General features: G+C 68.0%; 11 protein-coding genes and 2 tRNA genes. 9 read left to right on the forward strand and 4 right to left on the reverse strand.

Features of this window, described 5'->3' with window-relative positions:
* Window positions 1-135 precede the first annotated feature (135 nt).
* On the reverse strand, window positions 136-1,671 hold the full coding sequence (locus VEC57_18780) for a tetratricopeptide repeat protein (protein HYC01188.1): 1,536 nt from the start codon (window positions 1,669-1,671) through the stop codon (window positions 136-138).
* Between the two features lie 92 nt (window positions 1,672-1,763).
* On the opposite strand from VEC57_18780, the gene VEC57_18785 reads away from it, so the two are divergent.
* The 5 genes from VEC57_18785 (at window position 1,764) to rdgB (ending at window position 6,132) form a co-directional block, all read left to right on the forward strand.
* Window positions 1,764-2,837 (forward strand): glycosyltransferase family 9 protein, encoded by a 1,074-nt coding sequence (locus VEC57_18785; protein HYC01189.1) that lies wholly within the window; start codon window positions 1,764-1,766, stop codon window positions 2,835-2,837.
* A 169-nt stretch (window positions 2,838-3,006) separates the two neighbouring features.
* On the forward strand, window positions 3,007-3,669 hold the full coding sequence (locus tag VEC57_18790; GenBank protein HYC01190.1) for a DUF4254 domain-containing protein: 663 nt from the start codon (window positions 3,007-3,009) through the stop codon (window positions 3,667-3,669).
* Window positions 3,670-3,702: 33 nt separating this feature from the next.
* The gene (locus tag VEC57_18795) at window positions 3,703-4,584 is read left to right on the forward strand and encodes an alpha/beta hydrolase (protein HYC01191.1); all 882 of its coding nucleotides are present in this window, start codon (window positions 3,703-3,705) and stop codon (window positions 4,582-4,584) included.
* Window positions 4,585-4,766: 182 nt separating this feature from the next.
* Window positions 4,767-5,489, forward strand: coding sequence for a ribonuclease PH (rph, locus tag VEC57_18800; GenBank protein ID HYC01192.1), 723 nt, complete (start codon window positions 4,767-4,769; stop codon window positions 5,487-5,489).
* Window positions 5,490-5,508: 19 nt separating this feature from the next.
* Window positions 5,509-6,132, forward strand: a complete 624-nt coding sequence (rdgB, locus tag VEC57_18805; GenBank protein ID HYC01193.1) for an RdgB/HAM1 family non-canonical purine NTP pyrophosphatase — start codon at window positions 5,509-5,511, stop codon at window positions 6,130-6,132.
* A gap of 135 nt (window positions 6,133-6,267) precedes the next feature.
* Here rdgB and VEC57_18810 read toward each other — a convergent pair.
* Together VEC57_18810 and VEC57_18815 are read right to left on the reverse strand one after the other, a co-directional pair.
* Window positions 6,268-6,341 (reverse strand) — tRNA-Arg (locus VEC57_18810).
* A gap of 15 nt (window positions 6,342-6,356) precedes the next feature.
* Window positions 6,357-6,433: transfer RNA gene (locus VEC57_18815), tRNA-Pro, on the reverse strand.
* Window positions 6,434-6,614: 181 nt separating this feature from the next.
* Here VEC57_18815 and VEC57_18820 point away from each other — a divergent pair.
* Window positions 6,615-9,449 (forward strand): PAS domain S-box protein, encoded by a 2,835-nt coding sequence (locus tag VEC57_18820; protein ID HYC01194.1) that lies wholly within the window; start codon window positions 6,615-6,617, stop codon window positions 9,447-9,449.
* A 161-nt stretch (window positions 9,450-9,610) separates the two neighbouring features.
* Window positions 9,611-10,015 carry a hypothetical protein gene (locus VEC57_18825; GenBank protein HYC01195.1) on the forward strand — a complete coding sequence of 135 codons (405 nt, stop codon included), beginning with the start codon at window positions 9,611-9,613 and terminating at the stop codon, window positions 10,013-10,015.
* A gap of 101 nt (window positions 10,016-10,116) precedes the next feature.
* Here VEC57_18825 and VEC57_18830 read toward each other — a convergent pair whose 3' ends face one another.
* A complete protein-coding gene (locus VEC57_18830; GenBank protein HYC01196.1) occupies window positions 10,117-10,593 on the reverse strand; it encodes a PaaI family thioesterase in 477 nt (158 codons plus the stop codon).
* Window positions 10,594-10,681: 88 nt separating this feature from the next.
* Here VEC57_18830 and VEC57_18835 point away from each other — a divergent pair, with 88 nt between their 5' ends.
* Window positions 10,682-12,532 (forward strand): DUF4215 domain-containing protein, encoded by a 1,851-nt coding sequence (locus tag VEC57_18835; GenBank protein ID HYC01197.1) that lies wholly within the window; start codon window positions 10,682-10,684, stop codon window positions 12,530-12,532.
* A 163-nt stretch (window positions 12,533-12,695) separates the two neighbouring features.
* On the forward strand, window positions 12,696-15,827 hold the full coding sequence (locus tag VEC57_18840) for a hypothetical protein (protein HYC01198.1): 3,132 nt from the start codon (window positions 12,696-12,698) through the stop codon (window positions 15,825-15,827).
* Window position 15,828: the final 1 nt, after the last annotated feature.

Raw genomic sequence — 15,828 nt, forward strand, 5'->3', positions numbered from 1 at the left:
CCTGATGACGAGGCTTCCGAAAACGGCGGCGATACTAACACGGAGCCGTTTGCCGGTGCGACCGCAAACGCGGCGCGCACCTGGGTTGCCGCGGCGCCCAAGTCCGCGCCGCATCGGGGCGAGCCGCGCCGATGCTCAGAACTCGGGCGCGACGACGACGTTCTTGACCCAGACCGCCTTGGCCTGACGCTCGAGCTGATCCGAGCGCTGGAGCTGGTCCTGGAGCAGCGCCACGAAGGAGAGGTTGCGCAGCGCCCAGGCGTAGTCCGGATTGGAGGTTCCGCGCGCTGCCTGGACGTCGTTGAGGTAACGCACCGAGTACTCCTCGGCACGGCCGAGGTCGCGCATCTCGCGGTAGGTGATGGCAAGCAGGTTGACCGTGTCCAGACGCAGCGCGTCCTTGGCGTCCACCTCCTGCTCGGCCACGTCGATGGCCTCACGTCCGAGCGTGACGGCGTCCGCGAAGCGCCCCTCGGCCCGCGCGATCGCCTGCATGTTCTCGAGCGTGTCGAGGTAGCTTCGCACGATCACGCGGCGCATCGCGCGCTGCATCGTCGGCCACAGTCCGGCCATCCGCGTGCGTGCCTGCGTGTAGTAGACGAGCGCATTCGGGTAATCCCCGCGCTTGAAGTGGATGAAGCCGAGCGTCTCGTTGGCCAGCGCCAGCTCCACGCCGTCCTTTCCGGATGCCGTCAGCGCGCCCAGCGTCTCCATCGCGCGCGGGGCCACCTCCGTGTCGGCCGTCCACAGGCGCCGCTCGTAGTCGATCGCCTGCGCAGCCACCTCCGCCTTGCCGAGCTTGTAGAGAATGGACGGCTGATCGTGCAGTCCGCACGGCGCGGTGAACGGCGCATGGCGCGCCTTGATGCGAGTGAAGTCGGCGTCGAAGGGGCTGCTCTGGTTGGTCTCGAGCGCGCGCCGGTGCTCGGCCAGCGCGTCGTCGCGAAACGTCTTCCAGATGTCGAAGCTGCGAACGTAGAGCGGCCCGCAAAGAGAATACTTGCCCTGGCGGCAGTAGAAGTCGGCGGCTTCGCAGAACGCGTTCGACATCCGCAGATCGTTGGAGCCGACGCGCGCCTGCACGTCGGCGATGCGCTCGAGCACCAGGGGCTCAGCCTCGCCGTAGCGGCCCGTGGCGGTGTAGATGCGCAGCAGTGCGGCGCGCTCGATCTCGCATCCATCCTTGGCGAGCAGGTCGGCATCGTTGCGACAAAGATCGCGTGCGCCGATCACGTGCGTTACTGCGTCGGCGTCGCGGCCCGCGTTCTCGTAGGCTTCGGCAAGACGAAGATGCAGGCCGCGCTGCGTCTTGATCGAGGGCGTGCCGGTGGGCGGCAGCGCGGGCAGGGCGCGCACGGCGTTGCGGGCGGCGTCGTCGAAGCGGCCCTGTCGAATGCGCAGCTCGGCCGCCAGGCCCAGGAGCTCGGCGCGCTGGGCGCTCAGCTGTTCGCCTTCGGCCGGCGGCGGCCCAAGGGCTTCCGTCAGGATCTGCTCGGCCGCGACCAGATCGCCGTCGAGCAGCGCCTTGTCGACGCGGTCGAAGGCCGGCCCCGTGGCCTTCTCCTCCTTGGGTACCTTGGGCGGAGGCGGCTGCATCGGGACGATGAAGCCCTCGCAGCCGGCCAGGATGACGAGTGCCAGAGCGACGAAGCTTTTCCCCCTCAGGCTCACTGCAGACCGGTTGCTCCCTGCTTGTTGGATCGGGTCGAATGGCGGCTGCTTGCCCGCAACGAGTTTCCGACCAATAGCCTTGAGCGGCGACGTTGGCCAATACGGCCGTCATGCTGGACTCCTCGATCTCCAAACCATCGCGCGTCCTGGTCGTACGGCTCGGTGCGATCGGCGACTGCCTGCGCGTCCTGCCGGCAGTGGCACGTCTGTCGCGCGCGCTGCCCGATGCGCAGATCGGCTGGGTCGTCGAGGACTGGGCGGCGCCGGTGGTGCGTGGCAATCCGATGCTGACCAGGATCCACGTGCTCAGCCGAGGTGCGCTCGGCGCCGGGCCGCGCTCGGCATTGCGCGAGGCCGCGCGTCTGCACGCCGAGCTGCAGGCGGAGCGTTACGAGGTGGCCATCGACTTTCACGCGCGGCTGAAGAGCGGGCTGGTGACCTGGGCATCAGGCGCGCCAGTTCGCATCGGCTTTGACCGACACGCCGCGACCGAAGCCAACCATCGCTTCACCAACGTGCATGTAAGCCTCGAAGATCAATGGGAGAACCGGGTTCTGCGCTATCTGCGCCTGCTGGCCCCGCTGGGCGTTCCCACGAGCTTCGATCCGAGCAACACGGGCCTGTGGATCGCCGGCGACGCGGCCGCCTGGGCACGGCAGTGGTACCAGGAGCAGGGCCGTCCGCCGATAGCCGTCTTCACCGGCACCAGCCTTCACCGTCGTGCCGATCGTTGGCCGCTGCCGAAGTGGAAGCAGGCGCTTCGCAACCTGACCGCGGCGGGGCACCGGGCCGTCGTCTTCTGGGGACCGAGCGAGATGGAGGCGGCGGCCGAGCTGGCACGCGAGGTCGGCGAAGGCTGCGGGCTGGCGCCGGCGACCTCGCTCGAAGAAATGATGGCGATGCTCGGCTGCTTCCGGCTCTACCTCGGCGCGAACACGGCGGCCATGCACATGGCGTGGATGCAGGGTGTGGCTTGCGTGGTGCTGCTCGGCGGCCGCCCGGCCCGCACCGATGAGCCGCTGCCGCCGGTGCGTTCGGTGATGCTGTCGGCCGGCGGCGCGCCGCCACAGCACCGCCTCAGCGGCGAGGCGGCGGTTCGCGCCGTGGTCGACATCAGCGTCGACAGCGTGGTCGAGGCCGCGCGGCGGCTGCTCGAGACGAAGTGAGCCATCGGTCGTGCAGGCGCAGCGTCGGTTCACGACGCGGCCGGGTCCGGCCGGCAGCTCGCCATGCGACAATCCGCCTGCCGATTTCCAGCCGCGCTGCTTCGCGGGTGCGACCGCTGCGGCGCCGTTTCGTCCCGAACGGCGCCGTCGATAGATTCGACGCCGTTGCATGACCTTCTTCGGGATAGAGATCGTCGCCCTTCACGACGAGGCGCTGTCGCAGTGGGAGAGCCCCGACCACGAATTGGCGATCGGCGCCGATCCGCCCCCTCCTCCAAGCTCGGATGCATCAGGCGACGCGCGCGCCGGCCTGCGTCAGCTCATCCTTCTCCAGCACCAGGCCAACCTTTCGATCTGGCGGCTCGAGGACCAGGCGCGACGGCGCGACGTCGGCGACGAGGTCATTGCCGGCATCAAGCGCGCCATCGACCCGTGGAACCAGCGTCGCAACGATCTGATGGAGCGGATCGACCTGGCCGTTCTCGCCGCGCTGGGAGCGGGAGAAGGCAGGGCCGCGGCGGGCGAGCAGCACTCGGAGACGGCCGGCATGATGATCGACCGCCTGTCGATCCTGGCGCTGAAGATCCGCAACATGGCTGCACTCGCGGCTGCCACTTCCGATCCAGCGCTGCGCGAAGAATGCGAAGGCAAAGCCGCGATTCTGAAGGAACAGCGCCGCGACCTGGCGGGCTGCCTCCAGCGCCTGATCGAGGACTGCCGGAGCGGCCGTCGGCACTTCAAGATGTACCGCCAGCTCAAATCCTATAACGACCCGCGGCTGAACCCGGCTCTGCGCGCGACAGTGCGCGGCGACGAAGGCCCGAGGTCCTGATGCCTGCCGCGAGTCTTCAGGAGGTTCTGCGACATGAGTGAGCCCAGGACGATCGAGCTACAGGCCAACGGCCTTCGCTTCGCGGCCCTGGAGATGGGGCAGGGCCCGCTGGTGCTGTGCCTCCACGGCTTCCCCGACACCGCGCTGACCTTCAAGCACCAGATGCCGGCGCTGGCGGCGGCCGGATACCGCGTGGTCGCGCCGTACATGCGCGGCTACGCGCCGACCGAGCCCGCGCCCGACGGCAACTACCAGACCGCATCCCTGGGCCGTGACGTGCTCGGGCTCATCGATGCGCTGCAGCCGGGCGCGAAAGCGATCCTGTTCGGCCACGATTGGGGCGCGCTGGCCAGCTATGCGGCAGCCGTTCTCGGCCCCGACAAGATCGACCGGATCGTGACGGCCGCAGTGCCCTACGGCCAGCGTCTGGCCACGGCCTTCGTCGAGAGCTACGAGCAGCAGAAGCGCTCCTGGTACATGTTTTTCTTCCAGGGTCCGCTGGCTGAAACGGCTGTGGCCATGAACGACTTCCGCTTCATCCGCCGGCTGTGGAAGGACTGGTCGCCGACGTGGGATTTCACCGAAGCCGACATCGCCCCGGTCATCGAGACCCTCGGCAAGCCCGGCGTGCTGGAAGCCGCGTTGGGCTACTACCGCTGTCTGTTGAATCCGGCCCTGCAGGATCCGGCGCTGATGTCGGACCAGATGCGCGTTGGCCTAGAGCCGATCGGTGTGCCGGCCATGTACATGCACGGCGCCGACGACCACTGCATGGGACTCGAGATGACCGAGGGCATGGAAGCGTCCTTCACGGCCGGGCTGACCAAGGTCGTTCTCGACGGCGCGGGACACTTCGTGCAGCTGGAGAAGCCGCAGCAGGTAACTGAGCGAATTCTGGCGTTTCTGAGGGAGTAGGTGAGTGGCCGGAGCCCCTTCCGATTGCGAGTCGGTCGGGGTCAATGGCGCGCACGTCGCGGTGCGGTGTTGCCAGTTGAAAGGAAGCTCCGGACCCCCTTGGCCCACCCCTTCGAACGGCGCGGACATTACCATCGGCTTCGAAAGCCGATCCAACACAAAACAGCGAGAGCGACAAAAAAATGACAGTACGAACCGACGGGCGAGGGCCCGGCGACCTGCGGCCGCTGCGGTTGACCACCGGATACATCGAGCACGCCGAGGGCTCAGTGCTCATCGAGATGGGCAGGACGCGTGTCATCTGCACGGCCAGCGTCGAGGAGAGCGTGCCGCCGTTCCTGAAGGGCCGCGGAACGGGCTGGGTCACCGCCGAATACGGGATGCTTCCGCGCTCCACCCATACCCGAAACGACCGCGAGGCGGCGCGCGGGAAGGTCGGCGGGCGCACCATGGAGATCCAGCGCCTGATCGGCCGCAGCATCCGCGCGGCCATGGACATGCCAGCGCTGGGCGAGCGCACCATCAAGCTGGACTGCGACGTCATCCAGGCCGACGGCGGCACGCGCACGGCGGCGATCACCGGCGCCTGGATAGCCATGGCCATCGCCTGCAAGGGGCTGGTGGCGGCAAAGCTGGTTCGCCGGCTGCCGGTCACGCGCGGCGTGGCTGCCATCAGCGTCGGAATGGTCGGCGCCACGCCGATGCTGGACCTGGCCTACGAGGAGGATTCGCGCGCCGACGTCGACATGAACGTGGTGATGACGTCGGAGGGAGAGTTCGTCGAGGTTCAGGGCACCGGCGAAGGCACCACCTTCACCCGCTCGACGCTGGATGACCTGACGGCGCTGGCCTGGGACGGGATCCAGCAGCTCCTGGCCGCGCAGCGCACCGCCCTCGGGTCCTGACACCTTCGCAACGCGGACCATGACTTCACCTCTGCGCCACGTCGTCCTGGCCACGACCAACAAGGGCAAGCTTCGCGACTTCCGCTTCCTCTTCGACGGCTCCGGCGTCGAGCTGCGTCTGCCCGAGGAACTGGGCGTCCGACTGGACGTGGAGGAGACGGGCACGACGTTCGAGGAGAATGCGCTTCTCAAGGCGCGAACGTTCGCCCGCGAGCTGCCCGGCCACGCCGTTCTTGCCGACGATTCGGGCCTGGAGGTCCATGCGCTCGGCGGCCGCCCCGGCGTCTATTCGGCGCGATACGCGGGCGAGCCGTGCGACGATCACGCCAACAATCTCAAGGTCATCGCCGAAGTGCAGGGGCTCGCCGACCGCCGCGCCGCTTTCGTTGCCGTCCTGGCGCTGGTGCTGCCCTCCGGTGAGGAGATCGTCGTCAGCGGGCGCTGCGAAGGCCGCATCATCGACGAGGAGCGAGGGGCCAACGGCTTCGGCTACGACGCGATCTTCTTCCGCGACGATCTCGACTGCACCTTCGGCGAGGCCGCGCCGGCGGAGAAGAACGCGCGCAGCCACCGTGGGGCCGCGGTGCGGGCGATGATGGAGGAGCTGCGACGGCTGGGGCTCCTGCCCGGTGGCGCGCGATAGCGCGCCATTGTTCGCCGCGCGCGTCGGCATGGCAGAGACCGGCCGATCCGATGTGCGTGCACACACTCGACCCGAGCCGCGAGCTGGCGAGCGGCGAGCACGAGGTAATCTTAGATATCGGCTTCGGCAGTTGAGCGCGCCCGGCTGGACTCGAACCAGCGACCCTCGGCTTAGAAGGCCGATGCTCTATCCGACTGAGCTACGGGCGCGTAGGACGGACGAAATGGTCGGGGTGAGAGGATTTGAACCTCCGACACCCTGCTCCCAAAGCAGGTGCGCTACCAGACTGCGCCACACCCCGAAGACGCGGATTCTCGCGTGCCACAGCCGCCGATTCAACGCTGCGCCCACCTTGCCGTAGCCGCGAACGGCGTGGCATAACCGGCCGCTTCTGGCGTCGGGCGGGGATAACCCTCCTCGTTGACCGCTGCGCCGGCGACCATCGGCCGCCGGCGCTCCTTTGCCCCTGCCTGTGGCCGGCGATGAAAGCGACGCTGAAAGAAACCGATACGGGCGATCCAGCTTCCGAGCTGGAGCGGCGGGCACAAAAGCTGGCTGCTCTGTACGAGGCCTCGCGCGACCTGTCCATCCAGACGAGGGTCGCCGACCTCCTCCAGACGCTCATGGAGCGTGTCACCAAGCTGCTCGGCAACTCCTCGACGACGGTCTTTCTCTATGACGCCGAGACCCAGCACGTCGAGGTCGCAGCTACCATCGGCGGGACGCTCGAGATCGGAACGCGCTTCGGGATTGACCAGGGAATGACCGGACGCGTCGCGCGCACCGGGACCTCGCTCATTCTCGACGACTATCAGACGTGGGAGCACCGCATTCCCGAGCTGGCGGCACACGGTGTGCGCGCAATCCTGATCGTGCCGATGACCTGCGGCGGCGAGCTGGTGGGCGCACTGGGCGTCAGCGAGTACACGACCGACCGTACCTACAGCGCCGACGACGAGCGCATCCTCTCGATGTTCGCTGCCCACGCGGCCAGCGCCATCCGCAGCGTGCAGCTGCTGGAACAGGCACGGGCGCGCGCCAGTGAGCTGCAGCGCGACAACGCCGAGCGTCAACGCATCGAGGAAGCGCTGCGCCGCAGCGAGGAGCGTTACCGCAATCTCGTCGAGGAGATGAACGACGTCGTTTTCACGGTCGGCTTCGACGGCGTCATCACCTACATCAGTCCCGCGCTGGAGCGCCTGAGCGGCCACAAGCCCGAGGAGCTCATGGCGCGGCCGTTTTCCGAGTTCATCCACCCCGAGGATCTGGCCGAGCTGCGCACCAGCTTCGCGCGTGTGCTCGAGGGGCGCCGCGAGCCGGTCGAGTTCCGCGTCTTCACCAAGAACGGCGATGTGCGTTGGGTGCGAAGCTCGAGCCGCCGACATCTCGAAGATGGCGTTCCGGTAGGGATCACCGGGTCTCTCACCGACGTCACCGAACGTAAGCGTGCCGAACTCGCGCTACAGGAAAGCGAAGCGCGTTATCGCCTGCTGGTGGAGATGTCGCCGGACGGCATCGCCGTGCATCGCGGCGGACAGATCGTCTTCGTCAACAGCGCCGGCGTGCGGTTGCTCGGCGCGCGCGATGCGTCCGACCTCCATCTCAAGCCCATCCTCGATTTCGTCCATCCCGACGATCGGCCTTTCGTGCTCGCGCGCATCCGCCGCATGCTGCAGGAGCAGCGTCCCGGCGAGCGCGCCGAGGAGCGATTCGTGCGGGTGGACGGCTCGGTGCGCGACGTCGAGGTGGTGGCGATGCCGCTGATGTACGAGGGCGCCGAGGCCGTGCAGGTGGTGGTCCATGACATCACCGACCGCAAGCAGGCCGCACGCGCGCTGGCGGAGAGCGAGGAACGCTTCCGCATGCTGGCCGAAGCCACGTACGAGGGTATCTTCATTCACGACGAGGGCTCGATCATCGACGCGAATCCGGCAGGCCTCGCCATGTCTGGCCATTCCTACGAGCAGGTACTCGGAATGGACGTCTTGAATCTCGTGGCGCCCGAGTCGCGCGAGGAGGTGGCGGCCAGGCTTCGCGCCGGCAGCACCGAGCGCTACGAGGCCATCGGCCTGCGCGCCGACGGCACCCGCTATCATGCAGAGTTGATCGGCCGTACCGTCCCCTACCACGACCGCGAATGCAGCGTCACCGCCATTCGCGACGTCAGCGACCGAAAGCAGGCCGAGGAGGCGCTGCGCGCCAGCGAGGAGCGCTACCGGGAGCTCGTCGAGAACGCCAATGATCTCGTCTACGTGCATGATGTGTTCGGCAACTTCGTGGCGATCAATCGCGCTGCCGAGCGCACCGTCGGTTACTCGCGCGAGGAAGTGGCCGGCTTGAACATCATCGACGTCCTTGCTCCCGAGGACGTTCCGCGAACACTCGAGCTGATGCAGGCCGTGGTCGAGGGCAGGGAAGCTCCGCGCGATTTCGAGGCCGACGTGCTGACCAAGGACGGCCGCCGCCTGACGCTGGAGATCAGCCCACGGGCGGTGATGCGCGACGGCGTCCCGGTGGCGGTGCAGGGCGTGGCGCGTGATGTCACCGACCGCCGAAAAGCGGCTGCCGAGATTCGGCTTCTCAACGAAGCGCTCGAGCAGCGCGTTCAGGAACGGACCGCCGAGCTGGCGGCGGCCAATAAGGAGCTCGAAGCCTTCGGATATTCGGTCTCGCACGACCTGCGCGGGCCGTTGCGCGTGATCGAGGGCTTCAGCCGCCTGCTGCTCGACGAGTACGGGCAGGCGCTGGATGAGACCGCCCGTCACTACATCGAAGGCGTCCACGGCAGCAGCCGGCGCATGGCGCAGCTCATCCAGGACCTTCTCAACCTGTCGCGCATCACGCGCAACGCGATCCAGCGCCGGCGCATCGATCTGGCGCCGGTGGCGCGCGCCGTGGCCGCCGAGCTTCGCCGCTCGCAGCCGGAGCGTGACGTGCAGTTCCTCATCGCCGAGCGCGCGCCTGCCTCGGGAGACCGCTCGATGCTGCGGATCGTGGTGGAGAACCTGCTCGGCAATGCCTGGAAGTACACGGGCAAGCATCCATCCGCCCGGATCGAGTTCGGGGTCACCGAGCAGGACGGGGAGCTCGTCTACTTTGTCCGCGACGACGGCGCCGGCTTCGACATGGAATACGTCGGCAAGCTGTTCCGTCCCTTCCAGCGCCTGCACCTGGTCTCCGAATTCGAGGGGACCGGCATCGGCCTCGCCACCGTTCAGCGAATCGTGCAGCGGCACGGCGGGCGGGTGTGGGCCGAAGGCAGCGTCGAGGGAGGCGCGACGATTTACTTCACGTTGTCGCCGGGGAAGACGGCGTAGGACGCGGCACCCCGAGGGCAGCCGCTGGTTCTTACGCAGCGGCAGCCGCAGTGCTTACGCACTTGGCGGCCACAACGGCGCTGCCGCAACGGACAGGCTGCTTTTCACTCGCATGGCCGCCGGCGGACGGCTAGCGTGGCACCATGCTTGCGCGTTCGATCATGATCGCCGGTTTCGCGGCCGCCGGATCCGTCTGGGCCTATGAGTTGTGGCACTGGGGGAGCGCGACGTGGCAGGCGTTGCCGTTCCATCAGCTGCTCGGCTGGCTGCACATCCTCCCGAAGAACCTCTACGTGTGGGCCTACTGTTCGACCAAGACAGGCGAGGCACGGGCGGCCGTCGAGTTCTGCGCGAACGTTCCCGAGAGCAGCAGCATGCTCGGACGCCTCGTCTGGCTCTATCTCGGAACCGAAGCAGGCGTCGTGGTCGCGGTGACTACGCTGGTGCTGGCGGCCATCGCGATGCTGGTCCAGCCGTACGCCCGAACTGTGCGCGAAGGTCGGCCGGAACGCGGGCAGTGGCCCGAGCCGCCTGCGCCGAACCCGGAGCCGCCGGCCGACCTTTGATCGCGGGGCGCGTCGGTGCGCTGCAGTTGCACTCCCGCAGCCGTTGCCACGCTGCAGCTCGTAAGAAATGAGCGGCCGGCGCTAGAGACGACGCCGGCTGCTCAAGCGCTCTTCCACGGCCGCACGTTGTAGACGAGGGTGCCCAGAGCGGCCAGCGTTCCCGATCCTGTCAGCACCTGCGCGCGGCAGAACACGATCGAGCGGCCGCGCTTGGTGATCCAGCCCTCCGCCACCGCATCTTCGCCGATGATCGGCGCCAGGTACTGAATCTGCATGTCGATGGTGGAGTAGCGATGCGGCTCGTCGTAGCCGCCGCCGATCGCCGGCACCACCACGGTGTCGATCAGCGTGGCGATGGCGCCACCATGCATGACGCCGGCCGGCTGGTTCAGCTGAGGCCGGAACGGCAGGCGCATCCGTGCATAGTCGGTACGGACCTCTTCGAGCTTGATGCCGGTGACGCCGGGGAAATAGTCGGCGCTACCGGGTGTGAACTCGGCGAATCGCGCGGCGCGAGCCTGCGGCAGGGGCGGGAACAGATGTGCGTGAGGTGCCAGGTTCGGTTCGGCCGTGCTCATGTCTTTGGGTAGCAGGCCCACACAGTCGCACAAATGAAGTCGGCCTTGGCGGTTGCCGCTCGGCACAGCAGTGCCGTAGGGTGCGGTCATGCCGCCCACCATTCCTGCCCGCGCGGTCGTTGCTGGCGCGATCTTGGCGGTGCTCATCCGCGCTCCGGCTGCGTTGGCCGGCGACGCTTGCGGCCAGCCCGTGACGGCCGGGTCCACGCCGAAAGCCAGCGACGCCCTGGCCGTCCTCCACGCCAGCGTCGGCGGGGCGCAGTGCGACGGGCGGCCGTGCATCTGCGATGTGGACGGCGACGTGCGGGTGACGGCCAGCGATGCGCTGCGCGTGCTGCACGCGGCGGTCGGGCTGGGGCGTATCCGATCCTGCTGCATGACCGTCGAGCCAGGGTGCACCGCGCTCGACATCTTCACCGCATCCACATCAACGATCGATTATGGCTCGACCGGGATCGCACACGGCAGTCCGGTGCCGGAGGCCCATCTCCTGACGATGCAGGTCGTGCACCGCTGCTCCAGTAGTCACCTGCCGTGCACCAGCGACGGCGATTGTGACGGCGGAAGCTGCAACGCGACGTGCGACTGCCTTGTCGATCCCGAATGCGAGGTGCGCGGGCCGGTTCAGCGGCGACACTGTCGCACGACGCAGAAGGATTGCGTCACCAACGCCGACTGCCCCGCCGGTGTTGCGTGCGTCTCCATGTTCCTGCCGCCTGTGCCGCTTTCGTCGGCAGGCAACCCCATGTGCATGGTCACGGTTGTGGAGCAGGACTTCGTGGGCACCATCGACGCCGCCGAGGGATCACTCGTGCTCGGAGGCGTGATTCGCGCACGAATGTACCTGGGAATTTCTATCAGTCAGCCTTGTCCGCGGTGCGGCAACCCACAGGAGACGCCCGCCGTAGGCGATCAGTTCACATGCGAAGGCGGCCAATTCCCGGGTGCTGCATGCCGGGTCGATGCGGCCGGTCTCTTCGGCGGAACCTCGTTCGACTGTCCACCGCCCCTCGGGGAATCCATTGTGGGCGGCGGCATTGCCGTCCCTTTCCACGAGCTGACCACCGGCGCCGTGGAGAAGACGGCGCAACTGCCATGTGCCAATTTCTCTTTTCAATCTCATCCTTCGCGCGGAAACGGCAGGTGCATCGACCGCATCGGTCCGGAGGACCCCACGTGCACGAGCAACGCCGACTGCAGGCGCTGCACTGACGATGTCACCGTGGCCTGTACGACGGACGCTCAATGCGGCGGCGTGGGCAGGTGCGCGGAAGCGCCAGAGCAGCCCGTCACTTGCGGCTATTGGTGCCATTGCGGCTTTTGCGACAACGATCCGGCTCGTCCGTGCTTGCACGACGACGAATGTCCCGCGGGCCAGAAGTGCCTGATCGGCACCGGGTCCGGTACTGCGCCGAATGCGCCGCAGCAGAAGCCCAACGACTGCTCGCAGGACAGGTTCCTGTGCGACGGCTCGGAGGACGAGAAGTGCAGCACCACCGCGCAAGGTCGATGCGAGCTTCAGCCTTTCCGCAACTGCCAGGAGAGCAGCACCTGCGGGGCTCAGGCTGCCGGTGACTGTCTCTTCGAGAACCGGTCCTGCTTCGAGCCCCGGATCGTACGGAATGGAGCGACGTCGCCACTGGCCGCCTACTGCCGTCACGATCGCACTCCATGCATCTCCAACGTCGATTGCAGCGACGCCGATCTCTGTATCGCCGATTCGCTGTCGCCTCGGCTGGTCTCTATCGGGTGTTTCCCCGGCGGATCATCAAGCACCGTCAACTCCGCGGCGGGACTAACCGGTCCGGCCGTGTGGCACCTCGATACGCTGGTGCGCATCTGCCGCTGCGGCGACGGCGTCATCGGATGCAACGAGGAATGCGACGACGGCAACGCCGCCGGTGGCGACGGCTGCAACGGCCAGTGCCGCGACGAATGAGCGCACCCGGCAGCAGTTCTGGCACAGCGTCCAGAGCACTCGCCGCCGGAGGCAGAGCTCATCGGCTGCGCGGCCGGGGCCGCGTCTTTTCGATGGACACCAGCCAATCTCGCTGTCATTAGAGGCCGGGGGTTCGGTGGGGATCCGGGGAAAATCAGGGTTCGTGTGCGCTGTCGTGGCGGCGATGTCCTGCCACGCAACCGCCGCCCATGCGGTCACGGTCGAACTGAACTTTCTCTACGTGCACGGCGTCCAGAACTGCGACGACAGCCGCCAGAACGCGCATCATGCGCTGGACGAGTTGGAATCGGCCGTCAACGCGTCGCTGCCCGCGCGGATTGCCACCTACCAAGCCGCACATCCCGGCGTCACCGTGGTCGCCAGCAGCGCCCGCGCCAACCTCTACACGGCCACCCCCTCGGGTACCCAACCAACGGACTCGCCCGATCCTCTTCATATGGATGACTGGGAGACTGGCGACCCCGGCTGCAATGCCACGCGCCAGGGCGACCCGTGCACGACCGGCTATGAGTGGCGCTACCGGCTCGTGCAGGAGATCGAGCGGTTTTTCCCCGAGCCCGCGCGCAACCTCATCCTGATCGGCCACAGCGCCGGCGCGCGCGCGGCCATGGAGATCGCGTCGAACACCGGGCCGAACGGCGTCGGCACCTACGACTGGGGCGTCGCCGATCGCATTGCCGGCGTCGTCTCCCTTCACGGCATGATCGATGCGCTGGGCTCGAGCGACTACGACTTTCTCGGCACCACCAGCTTCGAGACCGGCTGCCAGGAGGGCGACGTCTTCGCCAGCGCCATCGACACGTGCACGCCGGGCAACGGCTGGTGCGAGTACGCCGCGCGCATGGACGGCAGCGGCGCCGCCGACATGGTCGCGCAGAACAAGCGCGCATTGATGCTGACGTCGTGGGCGAGCTGCTCGCCGAGCCCATGGACGGGACGCAGCGACGGCGCGCTGCCGTACGACGCGCAGGCCAGTCCCATGGCAGTGGGCCTGGACATGACGCCGGCGCCGGATCAGACGCAGCGGCCGGCTCACGGTCAGCTGTACGGATCGTTCTGCCACAGCGACATCACGCAATCCTCGAGCACGCGCCACGTGGCTGCGCGCGATGCCGTGCGCCAGCGTCTCTTGGACTGGCTGTTCGTGGCTGCGCCGCGCGTAGCCGCCTCGGGCAGCAACTCCACCTCCGGCTCTCTCAGCCAGGGGCAGTTCAGCTCGACGTTCACGATGGGCTCCTCGTGCCCGGGGGGCAACGTCGACGACAATCTCACCTCCGGCACCGAAGGCCTCGGCCTGGACGTCGTCGGGGTGTGCCGGCATCCGGGCTTCTTCGACGGCGACGACCATGCGGTTGCGGCCAGCGAAATCACCGTCACGAACGGTGCCACCTGCAACGGCACGTACCGGTGGCAGCAGAATCACGATGGCAGCGACCCGCACGCCGCAACGTTCTGGTGGAAGACTCGCTCGCTGTACGCCGACGGTCCCGACCTGGTCCATCACGTTGTCTCGCAGGCCCTCGCCGGCTGCGGCAACGGCGAGTTGGACGAAGGCGAGGCCTGCGACGACGGCAACCAGGTCGGCGGCGACTGCTGCTCCTCGACCTGCGAGCAGGATGCTCCCGGCAGCGCATGCACGGCCGATGGCAATCCCTGCACCAACGACGTCTGCAACGGCGCAGGGACGTGCGGCGTGGCCAATACCGCACCCTGCAACGACGGCGTCTTCTGCAACGGCGCCGACACGTGCTCGGCCGGAAGCTGCTCGGTGCACGCCGGCAATCCCTGCAGCGGCGGCGGCCAGTGCAGCAACGTCTGCAACGAGAGCGCCGACAGCTGCCTGGCGCCTGCCGGCACCGCGTGCGCCAGCGACGGCAATCCGTGCACCGACGACGTCTGCAACGGCGCGGGCGGCTGCGGCGTTGCCAACACTGCCCCCTGCGACGACGGCGCCTTCTGCAACGGCGCCGACACGTGCTCGGGCGGAAGCTGCTCGGCGCACGCCGGCAATCCGTGCGCGGGCGGCGGGCAGTGCGGCGATCAGTGCAACGAAGCTGCCGATCACTGCTTCGATGCGGCCGGAACCGCGTGCGCGGCCGACGGCAATCCCTGCACCGACGACGTGTGCAACGGCGCCGGCGCGTGTGGCGTCAGCAACGTCGCGGCCTGCGACGACGGCCTCTTCTGCAACGGCGCCGACACGTGCTCGGGCGGAACCTGCTCGGCGCACGCCGGCAATCCGTGCACGGGCGGCGGCCCCTGCAACAACCAGTGCAACGAGAGCACCGATGGCTGCACCGTGGCCGCGGGCACGCCATGTCCTTCCGACGGCAACCCCTGCACGACCGACGTCTGCAACGGCGCCGGCGTCTGCGGCGCCAACAACATCACAGCCTGCGACGACGGCCTCTTCTGCAACGGCGCCGATACGTGCTCGGGCGGCGCGTGCTCCGTGCATGCGGGAAATCCGTGCACCGGCGGCGGCCAGTGCAACGGCCAGTGCAGCGAAAGCCTCGACTCCTGCGCCGCCGCCGCCGGCACGCCGTGCGCCTTCGACGGCAATCCGTGCACGGACGATGTCTGCAACGGTCTCGGCGCCTGCGGCGTAAGCAACACGAGCACGTGCGACGACGGCGATGCGTGCACGGTCGGCGACCGCTGCCAGGATGGAATCTGCACCGCGCAAGAGCCGCGGACGTGCAGGCCGTGCGAGATCTGCGATGGCACCGCAGGCTGCGTTTCCGAGCCCCGCCTGGATTGCAAGACGGCGCCGAGCGGCGAGGCCGAGCTGCGCATCCGCAACTCCACGCTGGACGAGCGCGACTTCTTCGCCTGGAGCTGGCGCCGGGGCCAGGCCACCGATCTTCTCGACCTCGGGCCGCCCGACGTTCGCAACAATTACGAGCTGTGCGTGTTCGACGAGTCCGAGGGCGAGGCCGCGCTGCTGTTCTCGATGACGGCTCCCGGCGATGCGCTGTGCGGCAGCCGCTCGTGCTGGCGCTTCGGCACCCGCTCGGTCAAGTACAAGAGCACCGAGCTGCTGCCCGATGGCGTGCGAACTCTCATCGTCAAGACGGGCGAGAACGGCAGGGCCAGCCTCAAGATGCAGGGCGCGGGTCCGCTTCTTTCCCAACGCGAAGGCGGAATGACCGAGCTGCCGCTTACTCTGCCGATCACGGTCCAGCTGCGCTCGACGCTCGGCGGATGCTGGGAAGCGAGCTACAGCCAGTCCGAGCTCAACAACCAGACGACCTTCGAAGGCGGCTCGGACTGAC

Source organism: Candidatus Limnocylindrales bacterium (assembly GCA_035626395.1).
In the GTDB taxonomy this organism is placed as follows: Bacteria; Desulfobacterota; Binatia; order UBA1149; family CAITLU01; genus DASPNH01.

Bases quoted from the DNA above. Each gene is read 5' to 3' on its own strand.
- VEC57_18830 (HYC01196.1), bottom strand. From the start codon at position 10,593: ATGAGCACGGCCGAACCGAACCTGGCACCTCACGCACATCTGTTCCCG.
- VEC57_18825 (HYC01195.1), top strand. From the start codon at position 9,611: ATGATCGCCGGTTTCGCGGCCGCCGGATCCGTCTGGGCCTATGAGTTG.
- VEC57_18835 (HYC01197.1), top strand. From the start codon at position 10,682: ATGCCGCCCACCATTCCTGCCCGCGCGGTCGTTGCTGGCGCGATCTTG.
- VEC57_18790 (HYC01190.1), top strand. From the start codon at position 3,007: ATGACCTTCTTCGGGATAGAGATCGTCGCCCTTCACGACGAGGCGCTG.
- VEC57_18820 (HYC01194.1), top strand. From the start codon at position 6,615: ATGAAAGCGACGCTGAAAGAAACCGATACGGGCGATCCAGCTTCCGAG.
- rdgB (HYC01193.1), top strand. From the start codon at position 5,509: ATGACTTCACCTCTGCGCCACGTCGTCCTGGCCACGACCAACAAGGGC.
- VEC57_18795 (HYC01191.1), top strand. From the start codon at position 3,703: ATGAGTGAGCCCAGGACGATCGAGCTACAGGCCAACGGCCTTCGCTTC.
- rph (HYC01192.1), top strand. From the start codon at position 4,767: ATGACAGTACGAACCGACGGGCGAGGGCCCGGCGACCTGCGGCCGCTG.